Annotated in this window: 18 protein-coding genes; 5 read left to right on the top strand and 13 right to left on the bottom strand. The window is 65.7% G+C overall.

Annotated features, from left to right (window positions below; genetic code table 11):
* Positions 1-70 precede the first annotated feature (70 nt).
* From BLR24_RS03365 to BLR24_RS03415, 11 genes are read right to left on the bottom strand one after another with little or no spacing between them, the layout of a single operon-like run.
* A complete protein-coding gene (locus BLR24_RS03365) occupies positions 71-1,591 on the bottom strand; it encodes an AMP-binding protein (RefSeq protein ID WP_175543157.1) in 1,521 nt (506 codons plus the stop codon).
* Positions 1,592-1,622: 31 nt separating this feature from the next.
* Positions 1,623-2,657 (bottom strand): acyl-CoA dehydrogenase family protein, encoded by a 1,035-nt coding sequence (locus BLR24_RS03370; protein ID WP_093012528.1) that lies wholly within the window; start codon positions 2,655-2,657, stop codon positions 1,623-1,625.
* A complete protein-coding gene (locus BLR24_RS03375) occupies positions 2,654-3,826 on the bottom strand; it encodes an acyl-CoA dehydrogenase family protein (RefSeq protein WP_093012531.1) in 1,173 nt (390 codons plus the stop codon). Before BLR24_RS03375 ends, BLR24_RS03370 begins: the two co-directional genes overlap by 4 nt.
* Before the next feature lie 19 nt (positions 3,827-3,845).
* The gene (locus BLR24_RS03380; protein WP_093012534.1) at positions 3,846-5,309 is read right to left on the bottom strand and encodes an aldehyde dehydrogenase family protein; all 1,464 of its coding nucleotides are present in this window, start codon (positions 5,307-5,309) and stop codon (positions 3,846-3,848) included.
* A complete protein-coding gene (locus BLR24_RS03385; RefSeq protein WP_093012537.1) occupies positions 5,306-6,850 on the bottom strand; it encodes a class I adenylate-forming enzyme family protein in 1,545 nt (514 codons plus the stop codon). The genes BLR24_RS03380 and BLR24_RS03385 overlap by 4 nt, the downstream gene beginning before the upstream one ends.
* A gap of 7 nt (positions 6,851-6,857) precedes the next feature.
* Positions 6,858-7,295, bottom strand: coding sequence for a Zn-ribbon domain-containing OB-fold protein (locus BLR24_RS03390; RefSeq protein WP_093012830.1), 438 nt, complete (start codon positions 7,293-7,295; stop codon positions 6,858-6,860).
* 5 nt (positions 7,296-7,300) lie between these two features.
* On the bottom strand, positions 7,301-8,467 hold the full coding sequence (locus BLR24_RS03395; protein ID WP_093012540.1) for a thiolase family protein: 1,167 nt from the start codon (positions 8,465-8,467) through the stop codon (positions 7,301-7,303).
* A 3-nt stretch (positions 8,468-8,470) separates the two neighbouring features.
* The gene (locus BLR24_RS03400; protein ID WP_093012543.1) at positions 8,471-9,265 is read right to left on the bottom strand and encodes an enoyl-CoA hydratase/isomerase family protein; all 795 of its coding nucleotides are present in this window, start codon (positions 9,263-9,265) and stop codon (positions 8,471-8,473) included.
* Positions 9,266-9,285: 20 nt separating this feature from the next.
* Positions 9,286-10,071, bottom strand: a complete 786-nt coding sequence (locus tag BLR24_RS03405) for an ABC transporter ATP-binding protein (RefSeq protein ID WP_093012833.1) — start codon at positions 10,069-10,071, stop codon at positions 9,286-9,288.
* 11 nt (positions 10,072-10,082) lie between these two features.
* On the bottom strand, positions 10,083-10,940 hold the full coding sequence (locus tag BLR24_RS03410) for an ABC transporter permease (protein WP_217636275.1): 858 nt from the start codon (positions 10,938-10,940) through the stop codon (positions 10,083-10,085).
* A 5-nt stretch (positions 10,941-10,945) separates the two neighbouring features.
* Positions 10,946-11,947: an ABC transporter substrate-binding protein gene (locus BLR24_RS03415; RefSeq protein ID WP_217636276.1), complete on the bottom strand. Its 1,002-nt coding sequence runs from the start codon at positions 11,945-11,947 to the stop codon at positions 10,946-10,948.
* 210 nt (positions 11,948-12,157) lie between these two features.
* On the opposite strand from BLR24_RS03415, the gene BLR24_RS03420 reads away from it, so the two are divergent.
* The 5 genes from BLR24_RS03420 (at position 12,158) to BLR24_RS03435 (ending at position 14,937) form a co-directional block, all read left to right on the top strand.
* Positions 12,158-13,069, top strand: coding sequence for a LysR family transcriptional regulator (locus BLR24_RS03420; protein WP_093012546.1), 912 nt, complete (start codon positions 12,158-12,160; stop codon positions 13,067-13,069).
* 2 nt (positions 13,070-13,071) lie between these two features.
* Positions 13,072-13,512 carry a tripartite tricarboxylate transporter substrate-binding protein gene (locus tag BLR24_RS03425; RefSeq protein WP_175543158.1) on the top strand — a complete coding sequence of 147 codons (441 nt, stop codon included), beginning with the start codon at positions 13,072-13,074 and terminating at the stop codon, positions 13,510-13,512.
* Positions 13,513-13,616: 104 nt separating this feature from the next.
* Positions 13,617-14,117 carry a hypothetical protein gene (locus BLR24_RS30860; RefSeq protein ID WP_217636277.1) on the top strand — a complete coding sequence of 167 codons (501 nt, stop codon included), beginning with the start codon at positions 13,617-13,619 and terminating at the stop codon, positions 14,115-14,117.
* A gap of 19 nt (positions 14,118-14,136) precedes the next feature.
* Entirely contained in the window at positions 14,137-14,454 is a 318-nt protein-coding gene (locus tag BLR24_RS03430) for a hypothetical protein (RefSeq protein ID WP_217636278.1), read from the top strand.
* A 150-nt stretch (positions 14,455-14,604) separates the two neighbouring features.
* Positions 14,605-14,937 carry a hypothetical protein gene (locus BLR24_RS03435; RefSeq protein WP_093012555.1) on the top strand — a complete coding sequence of 111 codons (333 nt, stop codon included), beginning with the start codon at positions 14,605-14,607 and terminating at the stop codon, positions 14,935-14,937.
* A gap of 121 nt (positions 14,938-15,058) precedes the next feature.
* Here the strand turns inward: BLR24_RS03435 and BLR24_RS03440 are convergent, their stop codons facing one another.
* Together BLR24_RS03440 and BLR24_RS03445 are read right to left on the bottom strand one after the other, a co-directional pair.
* The gene (locus BLR24_RS03440; protein WP_093012558.1) at positions 15,059-16,009 is read right to left on the bottom strand and encodes a hypothetical protein; all 951 of its coding nucleotides are present in this window, start codon (positions 16,007-16,009) and stop codon (positions 15,059-15,061) included.
* 399 nt (positions 16,010-16,408) lie between these two features.
* Positions 16,409-16,831, bottom strand: a complete 423-nt coding sequence (locus tag BLR24_RS03445) for a hotdog fold thioesterase (RefSeq protein ID WP_093012842.1) — start codon at positions 16,829-16,831, stop codon at positions 16,409-16,411.
* Positions 16,832-17,477: the final 646 nt, after the last annotated feature.

Consider the following 17,477-nt stretch of genomic DNA (forward strand, 5'->3'; position numbering starts at 1 on the left):
CCTGGAATCGGTTGGACGGGCATGCCGAAGGTGCGCGTTCGTGCAGGGCGCGCATCGGCCAAAGGAGGTTTCAGATCCGGCGGTTCTGCTCGCGCCAGTACGGCTCGCGCAGCAGGCGCTTGAAGATCTTTCCGGTGTCCTCGCGCGGCAGCTGTGCATGGAACTCGATCACGCGCGGCACCTTGAAGTTGGCGATGTGCGCGCGCAGAAAGTGCTGGATGCTGGCCGCATCGAGTTGCGCGCCGGGGCGCAGCTGCACCGCCGCAGCCACGCTCTCGCCGAACTCCTCGTCGGGAATGCCGAACACCGCGCAGTCGGCCACTCCCGCCAAGCCCTGCAGCACCGACTCGACCTCGGCCGGGTAGATGTTCACGCCACCCGAGATGATCATGTCGTTGCGCCGGTCGCAGATGTAGAGAAAGCCCTGCTCGTCCAGGTAGCCCACGTCGCCAAGCGCGACCAGGCCGTCGCGCTCCATCGCGTCGCGCGCCGCCTGGTTGTTCACGTAGGTGAAATCGGGCAGCGCCGGCTGGCGCACGTAGATGGCGCCGATCTGCCCCGGGGGCAGCTCGCAGCCTTCGTCATCGACGATGCGCAGCCGCGCCGAGCCGAGCGCCTGGCCGACCGAGCCGGGATGGGCCAGCCAGGTGGGCGAATCGATGAAGGTGACGTAGCCGGTCTCGCTGGCGCCGTAGGCCTCGGTGATAACGGGGCCGAACCAGTCGATCATGCGGCGCTTGACATCGGGCGCGCAGGGCGAGCCGGTGGAGGTGACGTGGCGCAGCGTGGCCACGCTGAAGCGCGCGCGCTGCGCATCGCCCAGCGCGAGCAGCCGGCGGTACATGGTGGGCACCAGGTAGGCGTGCGTGACGGCGTGCCGCTCGATCAGTTCGAGCGTGCGCAGCGCGTCGAAGGTGGGCTCCAGGATCAGCTTGGCACCAGCGTCGCAAGCCTGTACCAGGTACATGGTGGAGGCGCTGTGATAGATGGGCGCGCACAGCATCGCGGTCACGCCCGTCGCCATGCCCGAGGCGATGCGGCCGATTCGGCGCGATTCCAGTTCCAGCGCATCGCGCTCCTGCGGCGCAAGCGCCAGCCGTCGCACGCCCTTCGGCTTGCCGGTAGTGCCCGATGTGTATTGCACCGAACCGAAGTGCAGGCGCGGGCGCGCTGCCATCGGCGGCACGCCGACGCCGAATTCGATCCAGCGCCCGGCGCGACCGCTGGCATCGGGCTGCGGGCTTTCTTCGTTGGCCGGCACGGCGACGATGGACACGCCGGTCGGCACCCCGGCCACAACTTGCGCGAGCAGGTCGTCGTGCACGAAAAGCATCGCGGCGCCGCTGTCCTCGAGCATGTAGGCCGCCTCGGGCGGCTTGCAGTGCCAGTTGAGCGAGACGTAATAGACGCCTGCGCGGCGGCACGCCAGGATCAGCGCCGCGTAGGCCGGGCAGTTGCGCATCATCATGGCCACGGTCTGGCCGTGCGCCACGCCGGCCGCCTCCAGGCCGGCGCACAGGCGCTCGACCTCGGCCTCCATCCATTCGGCGGTGAAGGTGCGTCCTGAGAAAACGATCGTCGGGTAGCTCACTTCGGTTGTCTCCTCGTTGTTCTTGGGTGTCTCAGCGGCTTTGCAACGCCGCCAGCGCCGTGCCCGCATGGCGCGCGCCGATGGTCATGGCGCGGCGCAGGTACAGGCCGGCGTCGTGCTCGTCGGCAAAGCCGATCGCGCCATGGAACTGCACCACCTCCTTGGTCACGCGCAGCGCCGCGGTGCCGGCGCGATGCACGGCGGCCGCGGCAGCCCAGCCTTCCTTGCCGGTGCTGGTCGCGCGCGCTGCCTCGTGCACCAGCGCGCGCGTGGCGGTCACGTCGACATGGCAGGCTGCGGCACGGTGCTGCAGCGCCTGAAAGCTGCCGATCGGCACGCCGAACTGGCGGCGCAGACGCAGGTAGTCGAGCGCGAGGGCAAGGGCCGCGTCCATCAGCCCGCAGAGGTAGGCAGCATCGCCGAGCCACGCGAGGTGCCGGCCGTGCCGCCAAGCGGCCTCGCCCGCGATGCCCGACAGCACCTGTGGCGCATCGTTCCAGGTGGCGCGGCCGACGTGCAGATCGGCCAAGCGGCTGCCATCCACGGCGTGGCGCACGGTAAGCGCAACACCAGGTGCGCCGGGGTCCAGCAGCCGCGCACTGAACTCGTGCCCCAGGCCGCAAGCCACCAGCCAGTGGGCGGCCGCATCGCCATCGGGTACCAAATGCGCCGCGACGGTGGCGTCAGCGGACTCGGCGGCATCCACCAGCACGACGTGCGCCAAGCCCTCGATCAGCGCCTGCAACGTCGGCACCGCGACCTCGCCCGCCTCGGCCAGCACCGCAGCGGCGGCCATGCCCATCGTGAGCGGCGGTGCCAGCAACGCGCGACCGCCTTCTTCGGCGACCACGCACAGCGCCGGCGCGCCCAGCTGCAGGCCACCCGCCGATTCGGGCACCGCGATCGCGAGCCAGCCGAGTTGGGCGAGCGCTTTCCACGTGGCAGGCTCCCACGCCGGTCCGCCTTCGTGCACCCGGCGTGCCCGTGCCGGGCCACCGAACGAGGCAGCGGCGTCCGCCGCGCTCTCGGCAATCATGCGCAGGGACGCGCTGTGTTCGGCGTTCATGACTTGGCTCCGGCGACCGGCAGGCCGAGCACCCGCGTCGCGATGATGTTGCGCTGCACTTCGCTGCTCCCGCCGTAAATGCCCAGGCGGCGTGCCTGCAGGAACATCTCGGTGGCATCGAGCAGGTCGTCACCCCGGCGAACCGGGTCTCGCAACGCGGCGGCAGGTCCCGCCACGCGCTGCACGAGGTCGAGCAGCTGGTGCACGGTGTCCGTGGCCAGCAGTTTCAGGTAGGAACTGTCAGCCGCGATGCCCTGTTCGGCGGCTTCGGCCGCTTCGAGGTAGGCGGCGATGAGCGTCTCAACCTCCGCCTCGGCCAGTGCGGCGGCCTCGTGCACGCTGGGCGGCAAGCGGTCCGCAGGCGTGGCGCGCAGCATCATGCGCAGGCGCTCCAGCGCGCGCAGCGCCTGGGCCGGCGAGCCAATGCGCAACCGCTCCTCGCTCAGCACTGCGGTGGCCACCTGCCAGCCCTTGTCGATCTCGCCGACGACGTTGTCCAGCGGCACTGCCACCTCGTCGAAGAACACTTCGGCAAACTCGTGGTCGCCCGCGATGGTCCGGATCGGCCGGCGCCGGATGCCCGGCGTCTTCATGTCGATCAGCACGAAGGTGATGCCGTGTTGCGGCTTGCCGGCACTGGTGGTGCGGACCAGCGCGAACATCCAGTCGGCATGGTGGCCCCAGGTGGTCCATATCTTGTGGCCGTTGATGACGAGCCGGTCTCCGTCCGCGCCGCCGCGCACCTCGGCGCGGGTGCGCAGGCTCGACAGGTCCGAGCCCGAGCCCGGCTCCGAATAGCCCTGGCACCAAATCGCGTCGCCTGAAAGAATGGCCGGCAGGTGGCGCTGCTGCTGTGCCGGCGTGCCGCGCGCAATGAGTAGCGGGCCGATGTGGTTCAGGCCCTGCGTCGGAAAGTCGGGCGTGCCCGCGCGCGCCATTTCCTCCATGAGGATCACCTGCTGCACCGCGCTGGCACCCATGCCGCCATGCGTGCGCGGCCAATGCGGCGCAATCCAGCCGCGCTGCGACAGCGCGCGGTACCAGGGCATGCCCTCGACCGGCAGCGGCCGGAAGGTCCGGTGACGCAGCGCGTCGGGCGCGTGGGTCGCGAGCCAGTCGCGTACCTCGTTGCGGAAGGCCGCGTCGGCGGCCGATTCGGGTCTGAGCATCTTGGCAATGGCGGCGGCCTCAGAGGCTGCCGATCTCCTGGTAGACGTGTTTGATTTCAAGAAAGTCGTGCATGCCTTCGGCGCCGTGAAGCCGGCCGAATCCGCTTTCCTTGTAGCCACCGACCTCCGCTTCCGCGAAGAGCTTGTTGTGCGCATTGATCCATACGGTGCCGCAGCGGATCTCGCGCGCGATGCGCTGTGCGCGCGCGCTGTCGCGCGACCACACGCTCGCGCCCAGCCCGAAGCGCGTGGCATTGGCCAGCGCGACCGCGCCACGGTCGTCGTCGAAGACCTCCAATGTCATCAATGGCGCGAAGTGCTCGTCCTGGACGGCCGGCGTTTGCGGGTCGTCGACTTCCACCAGCGTGGGCGACACGAAGGCACCGTGCATAGGAAGGCCCGGCACGGGCGCCCCGCGCACCACCACGCGGTGCTGCTCGCCCAGTTCGTCGACCAGGCGCAGGATGCGATCGCGGTTCGCCAGGTCGATCACCGCGCCCATGGCGTTCTCGGCGAGGCGGCCCGGGCCCACACGCAGCATGCGCATGGCCGACGCCATCGCGTCGCGAAAATCGGCATACAGCCTACGGTGCACCAGCACCCGGCTGGCAGCGGTGCACTGCTGACCCGACAGGATGGTGCCGGCCGCGAGGATCTCGCGCACCGCGAGGCCCAGGTCGGCATCCTCGCACACCACGCAGGGGGCCTTGCCGCCAAGCTCCAGCGACAGGCGCTTGAGCTGCGGCGCGGCCGCCGCCATGATGGCCTTGCCCACGGCGGTGCTGCCGGTGTAGCTCAGGACGTCGACGCCCGGCGAGGCGACGAAAGCCTGCGCCACGGTGCTGCCCGCCTCGTGCACGATGTTGACTGTGCCAGGCGGCAGCCCCTCGGTCTCGGCCATGCGCTGCGCCACGCGGTGCATGAAGAGCGCGGCCTGCGGCGCCGCCTTGACAACCACCGTGCAGCCGGCCGCCAGGGCCGGCGCGAGCGAGCGCACGAAGAGGATCAGGGGCGCGTTCCACGGCACGATGATCGCCACCACGCCCGCAGCTTCATGCGTGATGAGCGAGCGCACGCCTGGTGCCGGCTCGACCACGCGGCCGGCCGCGCTGCGGGCCATGCCCGCGTAGTAGCGCAACTCCGAAGCGGCGCCCTCGACCTCGCCGGCCGACTCGCGCAGCACCTTGCCGTTTTCTAGCGTCAGCAGCAGCGCCAACGATGCGGCATCGGCCTGGAGACGCGTCGCCATGTCCAGCAACACCTGCGCGCGCAGGCGCGGGCTGTGGCGCCAGTGCGTGGTGTCAAAGGTGTGGCGAGCCGCATCGATCGCGGCCTGCGCCTCCGCCGGGCCGCCGTCCGGCGCATGACCAACCAGCGATGCGTCTGCCGGATTGGTCGATGAGAAGGCGGGGCCCGAAGGCAACCATCGGCCGCCGATCCAGTGCGCGGCCTGCGTGTCCCAGACCACTGCAGTGCCGCTCATGCCACAGGCCGCGCCAGGCGCGCAAGCGCCATCTCGCGCAGTTCGGCTTTGAGTACCTTGCCCACGCCGTTGCGCGGCAGCGCGTCGACAAAGAACACATGCTTGGGCTTCTTGTAGCTGGCAATGCGAGACTTCGCGTGCTCCTGCAGCGCCTGCACGCTCAGCGTGCGGCCTGGATGCCTCTCGACGAACGCGGTCACCGCCTCGCCGAAGATCTCGTCGGGCACGCCCACGACGGCCGCATCGGCCACGTCGGCGTGCTCGACCAGCACCTGCTCGACTTCCTTGGTGTAGATGTTGAAGCCGCCGCTGAGCACCATGTCCTTCTTGCGGTCGACGATGTAGAGGTAGCCGTCGACGTCAAAGCGGCCCATGTCGCCGGTGTGGACCCAGCCGTCGACGATGGTGGCGGCGGTGGCATCGGGGCGCCCGAAGTAGCCCTTCATGGTGGTGAAACGCCCGGCCTCGCCCGAGCGCACGAGGATCTCGCCCACGTCTTCCACCGACACCTGCTGGCCCTTGTCGTCCACGAGTTTGACCTGCACGCCCGGCGTGACGCGCCCCACCGACGCGGGGTGGGTGAACTGCTCCTCGTGGTCGAGCACCGTGACCGATCCGACCTCGGTCATCGCGAAGAACGAATGCAGCCGCGCCTGCGGCAGGTAGCCGATCATGCGGCGCTTGAGCTCGACCGGAAATGCCTCGCCGGTGACGATGATGTGGCGCAGGCTGGCGCAGCGCGCGGCCTCCTTTTCGAGCACCGGCATCAGCATGCGGGCCACGGTGGGCACCATGCCCGCGGCGCTGACCTGCTCGCGCTCGATGATCTCGACCGCGGCCTGAGCGTCGAAACGCTCCATCACCACCAGCTTGGCACCCAGGCACATCGAGTTCATGAGCCGTGCCAGGCCCGTGCGGTGCGCCAGCGGCGTGGTCACCAGGAACACGTCGTCCGCCGTGACACCCCACTCCACTACGTTCACGAATGCGTTGCCGATCACGAAGTTGGCGTGCGTGAGGATCGCGCCCTTGGGTTTGCCGGTGGTGCCCGAGGTGTACAGGATCATCGCGTCGTCAGGAGACAGCGCGAGCTCGGGCAGGCGCTCGTCGGAGTGGGTCCGAAGTGTCTCGAACGACTCCGCGCCGGCCACTTCGCCGCCCACTGCCACGCGGCGGATGCCCGCGAACTCGGCCGACAGCGCCTCGATCGCCTCGGCGCTCTCGGCATGGAAGACCAGCACGCGGGCCTGGCTGTCCTGCGCAAAGTACACCAGTTCGCGCGGCGTATTGCGGGTGTTGACCGGAATCACCGTAGCGCCGACCGAGAAGGCCGCGTACATGATCTGCACGAACTCAACGCAGTTGGGCAGGTACACGACGATGCGATCGCCCTGGACCACGCCGGCGCGCCGCAGCCCGGCGGCCAGCGAGCGCGAACTCGACAGCAGCTCACCGTAGCTGAGGCGCTGCGCGCCCACAACCACGGCCGGCTTCGCCGGCGTGCGCAGGGCGTGCGCCGCCATGAAGTGTTCGAGACGCATGGTGCTCCTAGGCGAGTTCGAAGGCGGGGTATGGCTGCTCGGGCGTCAGGTGGTCCACCGCCAGCTTCACGCGCTTGCCGATCGCCAGATCCGCCGGCGCGCAGTTCAGCAGGTTGGCGATGATGCGCACGCCCTCGTCGAGCTCGACCGTTGCCACGCACAGCGGGATGCGGCCTTCGACGCCCGGACCGGGGATTCGCACCACGGTGCAGGCGTAGATGGTGCCGGTGCCGGCGACTTCGCGCCACTCGAGCGTGCGGCGCCCGGTGAAGCCGCTGACCGGCTTCGGGTAGTGCTGGAAGCGCTTGGCGACGGTACAGTACTGCAGCACCAGCTTGCCTAGCGCGATGCCGTCCCAGAAGGGCTTGCTGTCGACGTAGACGCCCTGCTTCGGCACGGGTCGGACCGGCGCGGCCGGGGCGGTGGTGGGGGTGGTATCGCTCATGTTTTTCATGCCTCCAGGACCAAGGCCGAACTGGTGCCCCAGTTGCGGCCGTAAGGGATCACGCCGATGCCAGTGACCAGCGCGTTGCGCGGATCCGCCACTTGGCGGCTGCCGCCTTCGCCGAACATCTGGCGCACGGCTTCGGCCAGGTTCAGGCCGCCGCTGGCCAGCCCGGGCTGGCCAGCAGAGATCTGCCCGCCGCCGGTGTTCAACGGCAGATCGCCGCTGAAGGACAGGTCGGTCCGCAGCGTGTAGGCCGAACCTTCGCCGCGCTCGCAGAAGCCGAAGGCCTCGAACTGCATCATCACCGCGATGGTGAAATCGTCGTAAGGCTGGAACATTCGCACGTCCTTCGGAGCAAGTTCGGCCTTGCGCAGCACCTCGGGGCCGATCTTGGTGAAGCCCGACAGTGTGATGTCGGCCAACGGATCGGCACCGTTGAAGTTGGTGACCTCGCCGTACGCTACGGGATAGACCATCTTCTTCAGGCCCAGGCGCTTGGCGTTCTCTTCGGTGGTCACGATGAAGGCGTTGGCGCCGTCGCAGAACATCACGCTGTCGAGCACACGCAGCGGGTCGGAGATGACGCGCGACTTCAGGTACTCCTCCATCGTGAGTTCCTTCTGGAACTTCTTGTAGCCGTTGGGGTTGTGCAGCGCATGCGCGCGTTGGGTGATCGCGATCTTGCCCAGCGCCTCGGGGTCGAGCCCATACTGGTGGATGTAGCGGCTCATCAGCAGGCCGAAGGTCGCGGGCGGGCCCTGCACGCCGGGCGGGTCCTGGAACTCGCTGCGGTAGGCACCGTAGTTGGAACGCCAGTCGGAGCTGGGCGCGTCGGACGACATCACGACCGCCAGCTTGCACATGCCGTCGCGGATGGCCGACATGGCGCGCGCCACGCCGCCGGTGGCTGAGCAGCCGCCGATGCCGCCGTAGTTGAGCCAGGTCGGCGTGATGCCCAGCGCCTCGGTCATGTAGACCGCGAAGAAGGGGTTCTGCGCCTCCGACAGCGCAGTGGTCACCGACAGTCCGTCGATCTCGCTCTTGTCGAGGCCGGTGCGCTCCAGCAGCTGGTCGAGCGCTTCGCCCGCCAAGTCGTAGGCACTGCGGCCTGTCTTGAAATCGATGGCGGTCTCGGCGTAGCCGCCGATCACGATGTCTCTCTTCTTCATCTCTTACTCTCCTCGGAAACCAGGGCTGCGCTTTTCGCGGAAGGCGCTGAGGCCTTCCTGGCGGTCCTTGGTGAAATACAACATGAAGGACACGTCGCCCTCGGCGGCCATGCCCTCGGCCAGCGGCAGGTCCATGCCGCGGTCGATCACGGACTTGGTGAACATCACCGACAGCGGTGCGTTGCTGGCGATGGTGCGGGCCAGCTCGCGCGCCTTCTCGATCGCCTGGCCGGCCTCGGTGACGTGGTTGACCAGCCGGTACTCGCGCGCCTCGGCCGCGGTGACGCGCCGGCCGGTCCACATGAGTTCCTTGGCCAGTGCGGGGCCGATCAGGCGCGGCAGCGTCTGCGTGCCGCCGCCGCCGGGCATCAGGCCCAGGCGGATCTCGGGCAGGCCGAACTTGGCGTTGGCGCCCGCGACGATCATGTCGCCGACCAGGGCCAGCTCGAGCCCGCCGCCGAGCGCGAAGCCCTCGATGGCGCTGATGATGGGCTTGCTGTAACCGGGCAGCGAACGGAACAGCTCGTTGACCTTGCGCGAGCGCCGGCGCTTGCGATAGAAGTCGAAGTACTCGTTGTCGCCGATGGTGAATTCGCTGGTGTCGATGCCAGTGCAAAAAGCCTTGTCGCTGCCGCGCAGGATCACTGCGGCGATCTCGCGGTTCGACTCCGCCTCGCCCAGCGCGTCGAGGATTTCCTCGGCCGTGGTCTCGCGCAACGAGTTCATTTTCTCTGGACGGTGGATAGTGATTTCCAGCCAGCCTTCTACCTGCTCGACGATGATGTCTTGGTAGCTCATCTTGAAGATCCGCTTTCTTACTAGTGGTGTGTTGGGGATGTAGGGGAAGCCAGCGGCACTTCGCCGCCGATGGCGCGCTCCACCTGGCGGTGCATGTGCGCCATGCATTGCGCGTCCTGGCGCTGTTCGGCGCTGATCGCGAGTTCGAGGCACACGCGCGCCGGAGCCGCGAGCACGAGGATGCGGTCTGCAATCTCGAGCGCGTCCTCGATGCGGTGGGTGACAAAGACACAGGTCTTGCGCTGCTCGCGGACGATCTCCGCGAAGTCGCGCCGCAGCGTCTGCGAGGTCACGTGGTCAAGCTGGCTGAACGATTCGTCCAGCAGCACCAGCGCCGGGTCGACGGCCAGGGCGCGCGCGAGCGACACCCGCTGGCGCATGCCCCCCGACAGCTCCGATGGGTATTTATGCGCCGCATCGCCCAGCTTCACGCGCTCCAGCCATTCCTGTGCACGCTGGCGCGCTTCGGCCTTGGGGCGTTTGAGCAGCAGCAGGCCCAGTTCGACGTTCTCACGCGCAGTCCGCCAGGGCAGCAGACGGTCGGTCTGGAAGCTCACGGAGAGCTTGCCGCGCAACGCGGTGAAATCGACCGCCGGGTCGACGCCCGCCACCTGCACCGAGCCCTCGTCGGCCGATGACGTACCCATCAGCAGCGACATCACGGTGCTCTTGCCAGCCCCGGTCTGCCCCAGCAAGGCCACCGTTTCGGCCTCGCGCACCACCATCGAGAGATGGTCGATGGCGGTGTGACTGCCGAAGCGCTTGCTGACGTCGCGCAGCTCGATGATGGAAACGGCTGTGTTCATGGTCGTTGTCATCAGCGCACCTTCACTTCCTTGCGCCAGCCCAGCAGCTGCGTTTCGGCGACGCTGGCCAGCCACTGGATCACGAGGTTGAGCGCCACCAGCAGGACAGTCCAAGCCAGCACCTGATCGATGCGGAAGGTCGACTGCGCAAAGCTCATGCGAGAGCCGATGCCGAAGGCCGAGGCCACCAGCTCCGCGAAGATCACCATGCGAATCGCGTAGCCGATCACCGACTTGGTGGTCAGGAAGATGTAGGGAACGATGTGCGGTGCGACCAGGTAACGCAGCATTTGCCAGCGCGTCGGACGAAAGCTCTCCAGCATGTCGACCCACTCGGTGGACAGTGCCCGCACGCCCTCGTAGACGTTCAGCGCATAGAAGGGCAGCAGGATCACTGTGAGGATGAAGAAGATCCGTGCCTCGGGGTCCTTGAACCAGAACACGGCCAGCAGCATCCACGACAGCGCGGGGATGCCGGTATCGACCACCACCAGCGCCTTCAGGTAGGGCCCCACCCGTTTGGACGTGCCCATCAGCAGCCCGATTGCGACCCCTGCAATCGCCGAAAAAAGGATTGCCACGCACAGCCGGCCCAGCGTGATGGCGACGTGCAGCAAGTCAGTGGTGAGCAGGTCGCCTAGCGCCTTGGCGATCGCCTGCGGCGAGGGCATCACATAGTCGGGCACGTACCAGCTCGCGACCTCCATCGCGGCGCAGATGAGCACCACGACGACGGCCAGCGCCTTGATTTCGCTGCGGTCACGCCCGTTCGGCACCTTGGGCGCCTTTGCCATCGCCGCCGTGGCCACCGGTGCGCGCGGCGCGATCTCGGGCGCCGTGGTGGCGGCGGGAAGTTCTGCCTGCTTCATGCCGTTCATGCCGCGAAGAAGCCGTTATCGACCAGCTTGGTCAGGGCGCCGTTGCGCACCAGGAACTCGTTGGCCGAGAGGATGCTGCGGCGCCCTTCCTCGTTCTGCATCGACACGTGCTTGAACTCGAGCCGCTTCGAGGCGATGGCCGTCTTCAGCACGTCCGCGGGAATGCCCGAGTTGGCGCCTGCGATGGTCACGGCTTCCTGAGTCCTGGTGTTGATGCCATCGATGCACTCGGAAAAGGCCTTGTTCAGTCGCGCTACGAGCCGTGGGTCTCGCGCGACGGCATCCTTGCGCACGGCCACGCCGAAGTAAGGCAGGTCGAGGTTGACCCGGCGGCGGTATTCCTCGCCGGCGTTGTAGAGCACGCGCATGTCGGGCACCCGCTTGAGCCCCACCGACACGTTGGGCTCCCAGGTCAGGCCGGCGTCGGCGCGGTTGGCCATGACCAGCGTGACCGAGGCGGCCGGGTTGTCCACGTTCTGCACCACCGCGTAGGTCTCCAGGTCGATGCCCGCGAGCTCCTTGACCACGGCGCGCATCATCCGGTAGGTGCCGGTCGATTGCGGTGCCGCAAGGGTTTTCCCTTTGATGTCCTGGATCGTCGCCGGACCCTTGGCCTGCGTGACGATGTTGATCATGTTGCCCGTGGTCACGGAGCACACGTACTGCATCGGCACACCCGCGATGTACCGCGAGGCGAAGGTGTCCCAACTGCCAATGCAGACGTCGTAGTTGCCGGCAACGAAGTCGTTGTAGTAGGTGGTGACGGCCGTGTACGCGGTGGGTTTTCCCAGCTGCAGGTCGTTCGCCTTGTCCAGGCCCTTGGCGACGATGTAGTCGGTCAGCAGCGTGGTGAAGCCGGGAGACAGGTTGGCCCATTTGAGGCCCGCCTGGGCGCTGGCGCCGCCCGCGGATGCGAGGCCGACGCCCAGCACCGAGGCTGGTGCCCAGGCCGACGCGGCCTTCAGCAACGCCCGGCGCGAAATTGGATAGTTGTTCACTGGTTGTCTCCGTTCTTGAGTTGGATGGCGCGTCGCCGGCCATGCGGCCTGCGCTCGGAATCTCTCTTTGCGGCGATATTAGGAAGCGGCCAGCGTTCCGAATAGCATCGGATGTGGACCGGGCGTTCCAGACATGGAACGCTGAAGCCGCGCAGCGGCGGCGTTGTCGACTAACCTCGCGCCTGCCTCGATGCCGACAGACAACACGCCATGGCCGACAAACTCGATCTGAACTCGCTCCAACTGTTCTACGACGTGGTCAACGCACAGAGCATCACGCGCGCGGCGCTTGAACTCGGAATGCCCAAGTCCACCATCAGCCGCAAGCTCACGCAGCTCGAGCAGAACGTGGGCACGATCCTGCTGAAGAAGGGGCAGCGCCGCCTGACGACGACGGAAATCGGCGCGCGCTTCTACGAGCATTGCCGACGTGTGGTCGACGAGGTGGCGCAGGCCGGCCTCGACACGCTGCAACTGCAGACGTCTATGCGCGGCGCGCTAAGGGTCAGCATACCGATTGACTTCGGCGTTTCATGGATCGGCAAGGCAATTGCCGAGTTCGTGCTGGCATACCCCGAGCTTGAGCTGGAGGTCGACGTGAACAGCCGGGCCGTGAATCCCCGGGAAGACCCCTACGACCTGACGATCCAACTGGGGCCACTCAAGGACACCGAGCTGACCTATCGCCGACTGGCCACGATCACGCGTGGGGTGTACGCGAGCCCCGAGTACCTCAAACGCCGCGGCGTGCCGCTATCGGTGGACGAACTGCACAGGCACGACTGCATCATCACGACACAGCAGCGCGCGGACGGCATCTGGACCCTGCGCAACGAGGCCACGCACCGGTTTGCAAACATTGAGGGCAAGGTGGTTGTCAACAATATCTCGATCGCGCGGGAGATGGCGATCGGCCACGTAGGGCTGAGCATGCTGCCGAACGTGATGTGTGCGAACGACCTGCGATCGGGGCGGCTGCAACGAATACTGAAGGACTGGGAGAGCCCTTCGATGCATGCCACCGCTTTGGTGCTCGGCCGCAAGGGAATGCCGAGCAAAATCCGCGCTTTTCTGGACTTCATGTCTGATCGGCTCCGCTTGGACCAGCAAGGAGCCCGGTGACCTTGGAGATCGCGTCGCTCAGCAGTTTTCCGGCCTCCGGTTTTGTGCTGCGCATAGCTGGCCATGTCGATTGTGGCTTCATCGTCTCTTCGGTCGTGCCGCCGCATGTGCAAACTGGCCGGTTGCGCGCGATCGCGGTTTCCGGAAAGGAACGGTCGGGCCTGCTGCCCGAGGTGCCGACGGTCGCCGAGAGCGGTCAACCGGGCTTCGATGCCACTTTCTTCGAGACGCTGATGGCACCATCGAGTCTGCCAGCCGCGACCATCGAGAAGATCCAGCGTGACGTGCGCTTGGCGCTGCAGGCCACTGGCGTGAAGACGCGGCTCGCAGAGATGGACCTGCGCGTCGAGGCCTACAGCACCGGGGAGGCGCAGCGGCGCAGCCAGGACGACTTCGTCAAATGGGGCGCAGTGGCCCGGCGGACCCAGCTGCAGCTGGACTGACGCAAGCGGCCATACGTAAGGCGGTTGCGATCAGCGAAAGCGGTCGCATTGGGACCCAAGTTGCACCACACACGACCATCAATATCGTTTCACAGAACGCTCACATGGAGTTCACCCTGAATTCACCTGTGCAGCGCACACTGCTTTTCGACAGCGGTTCGGCGCTGGTAGAGGCCAGGGAGAAAAAAGCCGCTCAGGGAAACCGCCTCGATGCCGACCGCTGTCGCTTTTATTTGGCTAGTCGCTCGAAGCCGAGAGGCTATGCACGCCAGAGCTCCTTCACCGACGAAGCACCACGCTGCGCGACGGCTTACTCGAGATATCGAGGTTGCAGTCGGCATAGTCCAGGTCAACACGGCCAGCAGTATCTACTCATGACCACAAAGCAAGAGTTGCCCGACGAGACACTGAGTGCAACTGCAATCGCCTGGCGCAGGAAGCCGCTCGAGGGCGACCTTCACGCCCGCGGGATAGCGCATGAGCTTGAGACTGAACTGCGCAGGCGTGCCGGTGCGCCATTCACCAACTACGACACCTTCTATATGCGGCCACTCGAGACAAGGACCGCGCGCCTTCGTGGATGGCGGTTCTGGCGCGGACGCTGAGGGCAGCGACTGCAACAAAATGCCTGATGACGCTAAGAGCTGCAAGGACACAGCATGGGAGCGCCACGCCGATGAGAACGGCGGCCCCGTGGTGATCTATATCTGCACGGCAGAAGCCTTCGACGACATCACGCAGGAAGCCAGGAAGAAGAGCTTGGCCGACCTGGAGATCGTCACCCGGGTAAAGGCAACTGCGTTGCCCGGAAATGATCACCGCGCTTCAGAAAAGCTGACCGCCGCCAAGGCCTCGGGCGACGGCGTGAGCCTAGAGCAGAAGCAAATATTGAGGCGGCGGCCGAGGCCTTGCAGGGCTATCAGGCGGAGGTCGATGCGGTGATGAAAAGCCCTATCAATAACCCAGAGTGGAAACGAATGGCTCAGCAGCAGCTGGCGCAAATACAGCGGCGGTACGAGGAACTGAAAACCCAGATAAGCCCAACAGGAACTTGATAACGCCGCCTCCTGGGAAAAGAAGTACGCCGACGCGGTGAAGACCACCCGGGACAGCGTCGAGAAGGAGATCAGCGAACACTACGGCCGGGCTCACACATTCAAGTTGAAGATCCAGTCTTCCGTCACGAACAAGTCGACCATCACACCGTCGACGATTGAGTGGCTTCTGTATGACCACCCCGTTGCCGCCAGCACACTGATACCCTCGTTTCTCCATGACCCAAAGAAGATGGAAGCTTCACTTCGCGATATCTCGAAAGACAATGCTTCGATCAAGGCGGGGGACAGGCACCAGGAGATCTTCCCGATTCAATGTTATTACCGCTGGTCCGATCCGACCATGGGATGCACGGTCAAGGAGAAATAGTTAAAGAGAGGACCTCAAGAGTCCTTTTTTTTGTCTCGATGTGCGGGTATGCATACGGAATGGCGCGGCTTTGCGATGGGGTGGAGGACGCGTGGGAGGGGCCGTCCTTCTTATAGTGCGTTCAGGCCAGGCCGAGCTCCTCAGCCTCGGCTTCATAGTTCGGATATGACGCCTTCATCGTCGCGCCATTGAGAATCATCTCGGCCACCAGGGTGCGCGACGACATCTCATAGACCTTGGTGCGCACCCATACGGACTCTGTGCGCGCGCTTTCGCTCAGAGCGATGATCTCGCGTTCCAGCTCGTAGTCCTGGCCAACAAAGAGCGGCCCCTTGATCAGGCGGATCTCTTGCCCGGCGAACAGGCCCACCGCTGGCTTGCGGCCACCAAGCTGCGCCTCGCCGAGGGTGGCGCCGAGCAGCACGCTGATCATCTCGGTCGGGATGATCGGCCGACCCCAGGGCGAGCGCTTGCTGCCCTCGGGCGTGTACCAATCGCAGGGCTCAGTAATGACCTGGAGCTTGTCAGCGAGTGTGAATGGATAGTGGTCGCCCATGTGCTGGTCGAAGTCCATTCGGATCTTCTCGACGGCGGCGCCACGCTGGCCCACGCGGAGGTCGCGGTTGATGACCAGGGCCTTGGGCGCGCGCAGTTTCGCGATGCGCTGGGGCAGTTCGTGCGGGTGCTGCGAAGCATCACCCACCGACGCGGTGCCGATTAGCACAGGCGTACCGTCGGCCTTCTCGGCATGCACGCGCACGAAGGTAGCGCCGGGTGCGGGCAGGTCGACAAAGGCGCGCACCGATTCGCCGTCCACCACCATATTCTGGTAGTGGGCACTGATGCAGCCGGATTCGAACCAGACCGTACCGAACACATGGAACAGCAGCGGGTCGAACTGGCTGAAGTGCGTCGGCCCCTCGATCGGCCCGGCGCGCAAGCCCAGGGTCTCGGCCATGGCGTCGTCGTGGATGGACTTGTGGTTGTCGTACTTCTGCTCGGCCAGCATCTGGCGCGGCTGGCGCAGGGGGCCGCACAGGCTCGGGGCAGCAGAGGAGAAAGGCGAGGTCATGAAAGTCTCCGTGTATTCGGCGGGGATGCCGGTTAAATCCATGATGATGGCAAAGCCTGCCGGCCGCGCCTGTCGCCTAGGTCACTGCGTCCCTTGCCGAGGAGAGCGCACGACCGTGACGCCCAACCTCATGCGCTGAGAGCAAGTCGTTCGAGACAGGCTCAGGGTTGTCGAGTGGAAGCAGCACTCCGCCCAGAAGCACGAGTGGAAACTTCGAGCGAGCCAGTCGGGCTCGCGGGGCAAAAGCGCGCATTGGCCGATTCGAACGGGCTCGTGTCCGAAGCACACCCTCAAAGGACTGGAATCCCTTCTTTGACATCTGAAGTTCACATCGCTTGATCGCTTCGATAGTTTCGGTCGCCAAAGCCTTGAATCGCAAGGCAAGGCGCCACACTAGGACTACTGCGCCTCCACGATGGCGACGGTGATGCGCGACACGCAGATCGGCTGGCCCTGTTCATTAGTCAAATCGATCTGCCAGACGTGCGTCTTGCGTCCAATGTGAATCGGCCGAGCAGTGCCAGTGACCCAACCGTGCATCACGCCGCGCAGGTGGTTGGCATTGATGTCAAGTCCCACCGCAAGCAGGCCCTCGCCACAGCAAAGCTGTGCCGCGACAGAGCCCAGCGTTTCGGCCAGCATCACGGAGACGCCGCCATGCAGCAGGCCAAATGGCTGCCGAGTTCGAGCGTCTACTGGCACACGTCCCCGGATGAAATCGTCTCCGATCTCGAGGAACTCGATGCCGAGATGGCTGGCCGCCGTGTTCTTGTTGCCGGCGGAGATTTCTTCGACGGACATGGATTTTTTCCAGATGCGCATGGCCATTGCTCTCCCAGTGACCGAAACATGAAAATGCGTTTACCCAACCAGCGGCCATCGCACGGTGAAGCAGTCGTCGGCGTATGCCTACAACGGGCCGAAGGTGCTGTCGAGTACCAGCCACCTCCGAACTACACCGTTCGCATTCATGTCGCCATCTATGAAGACTTCGATCCCAGTCACCTAACCGCGACGAATCGGAAGCCAAATACATACACATACGCCCTGCGCAAATTCGCGGCCTCGCCGCGCGCAACTGCATTGCTATTTTTCGCGCGATCCTCGAGTGCGGCCGCGCGGTTTGGCCACTGCCCGCAACTTCATAAAAGTACTCCACATGGATAAGTATTAAAGGATGCTTCTCAAGTTGGTTGACCTGGGACAAACCCCATATTTGTCGGCTCTTTGCGCGCTAGCCCAGGCGCACGCACTTCGACGAGCGGGGTGTATCTACAGCAACGCTTCGCCCACGAACGGGAAGAGCAACCAATTCTTGATCCAGATGAACCAACTGGTCTCCGGCTCTGGTGACGCTGTTTGCCGAACGCCAGCGTCTGGTCGGCAAACCCGAATCGGATGCGCTGGAGAAGCATTATTCCTGCGCGGCCGGCAACTGAGACATAAACCAAGGCTTACCTTTCCCGTC

Origin of the sequence: Variovorax sp. OV700, assembly GCF_900099805.1 — a bacterium.
Taxonomy (GTDB): domain Bacteria; phylum Pseudomonadota; class Gammaproteobacteria; order Burkholderiales; family Burkholderiaceae_C; genus Variovorax.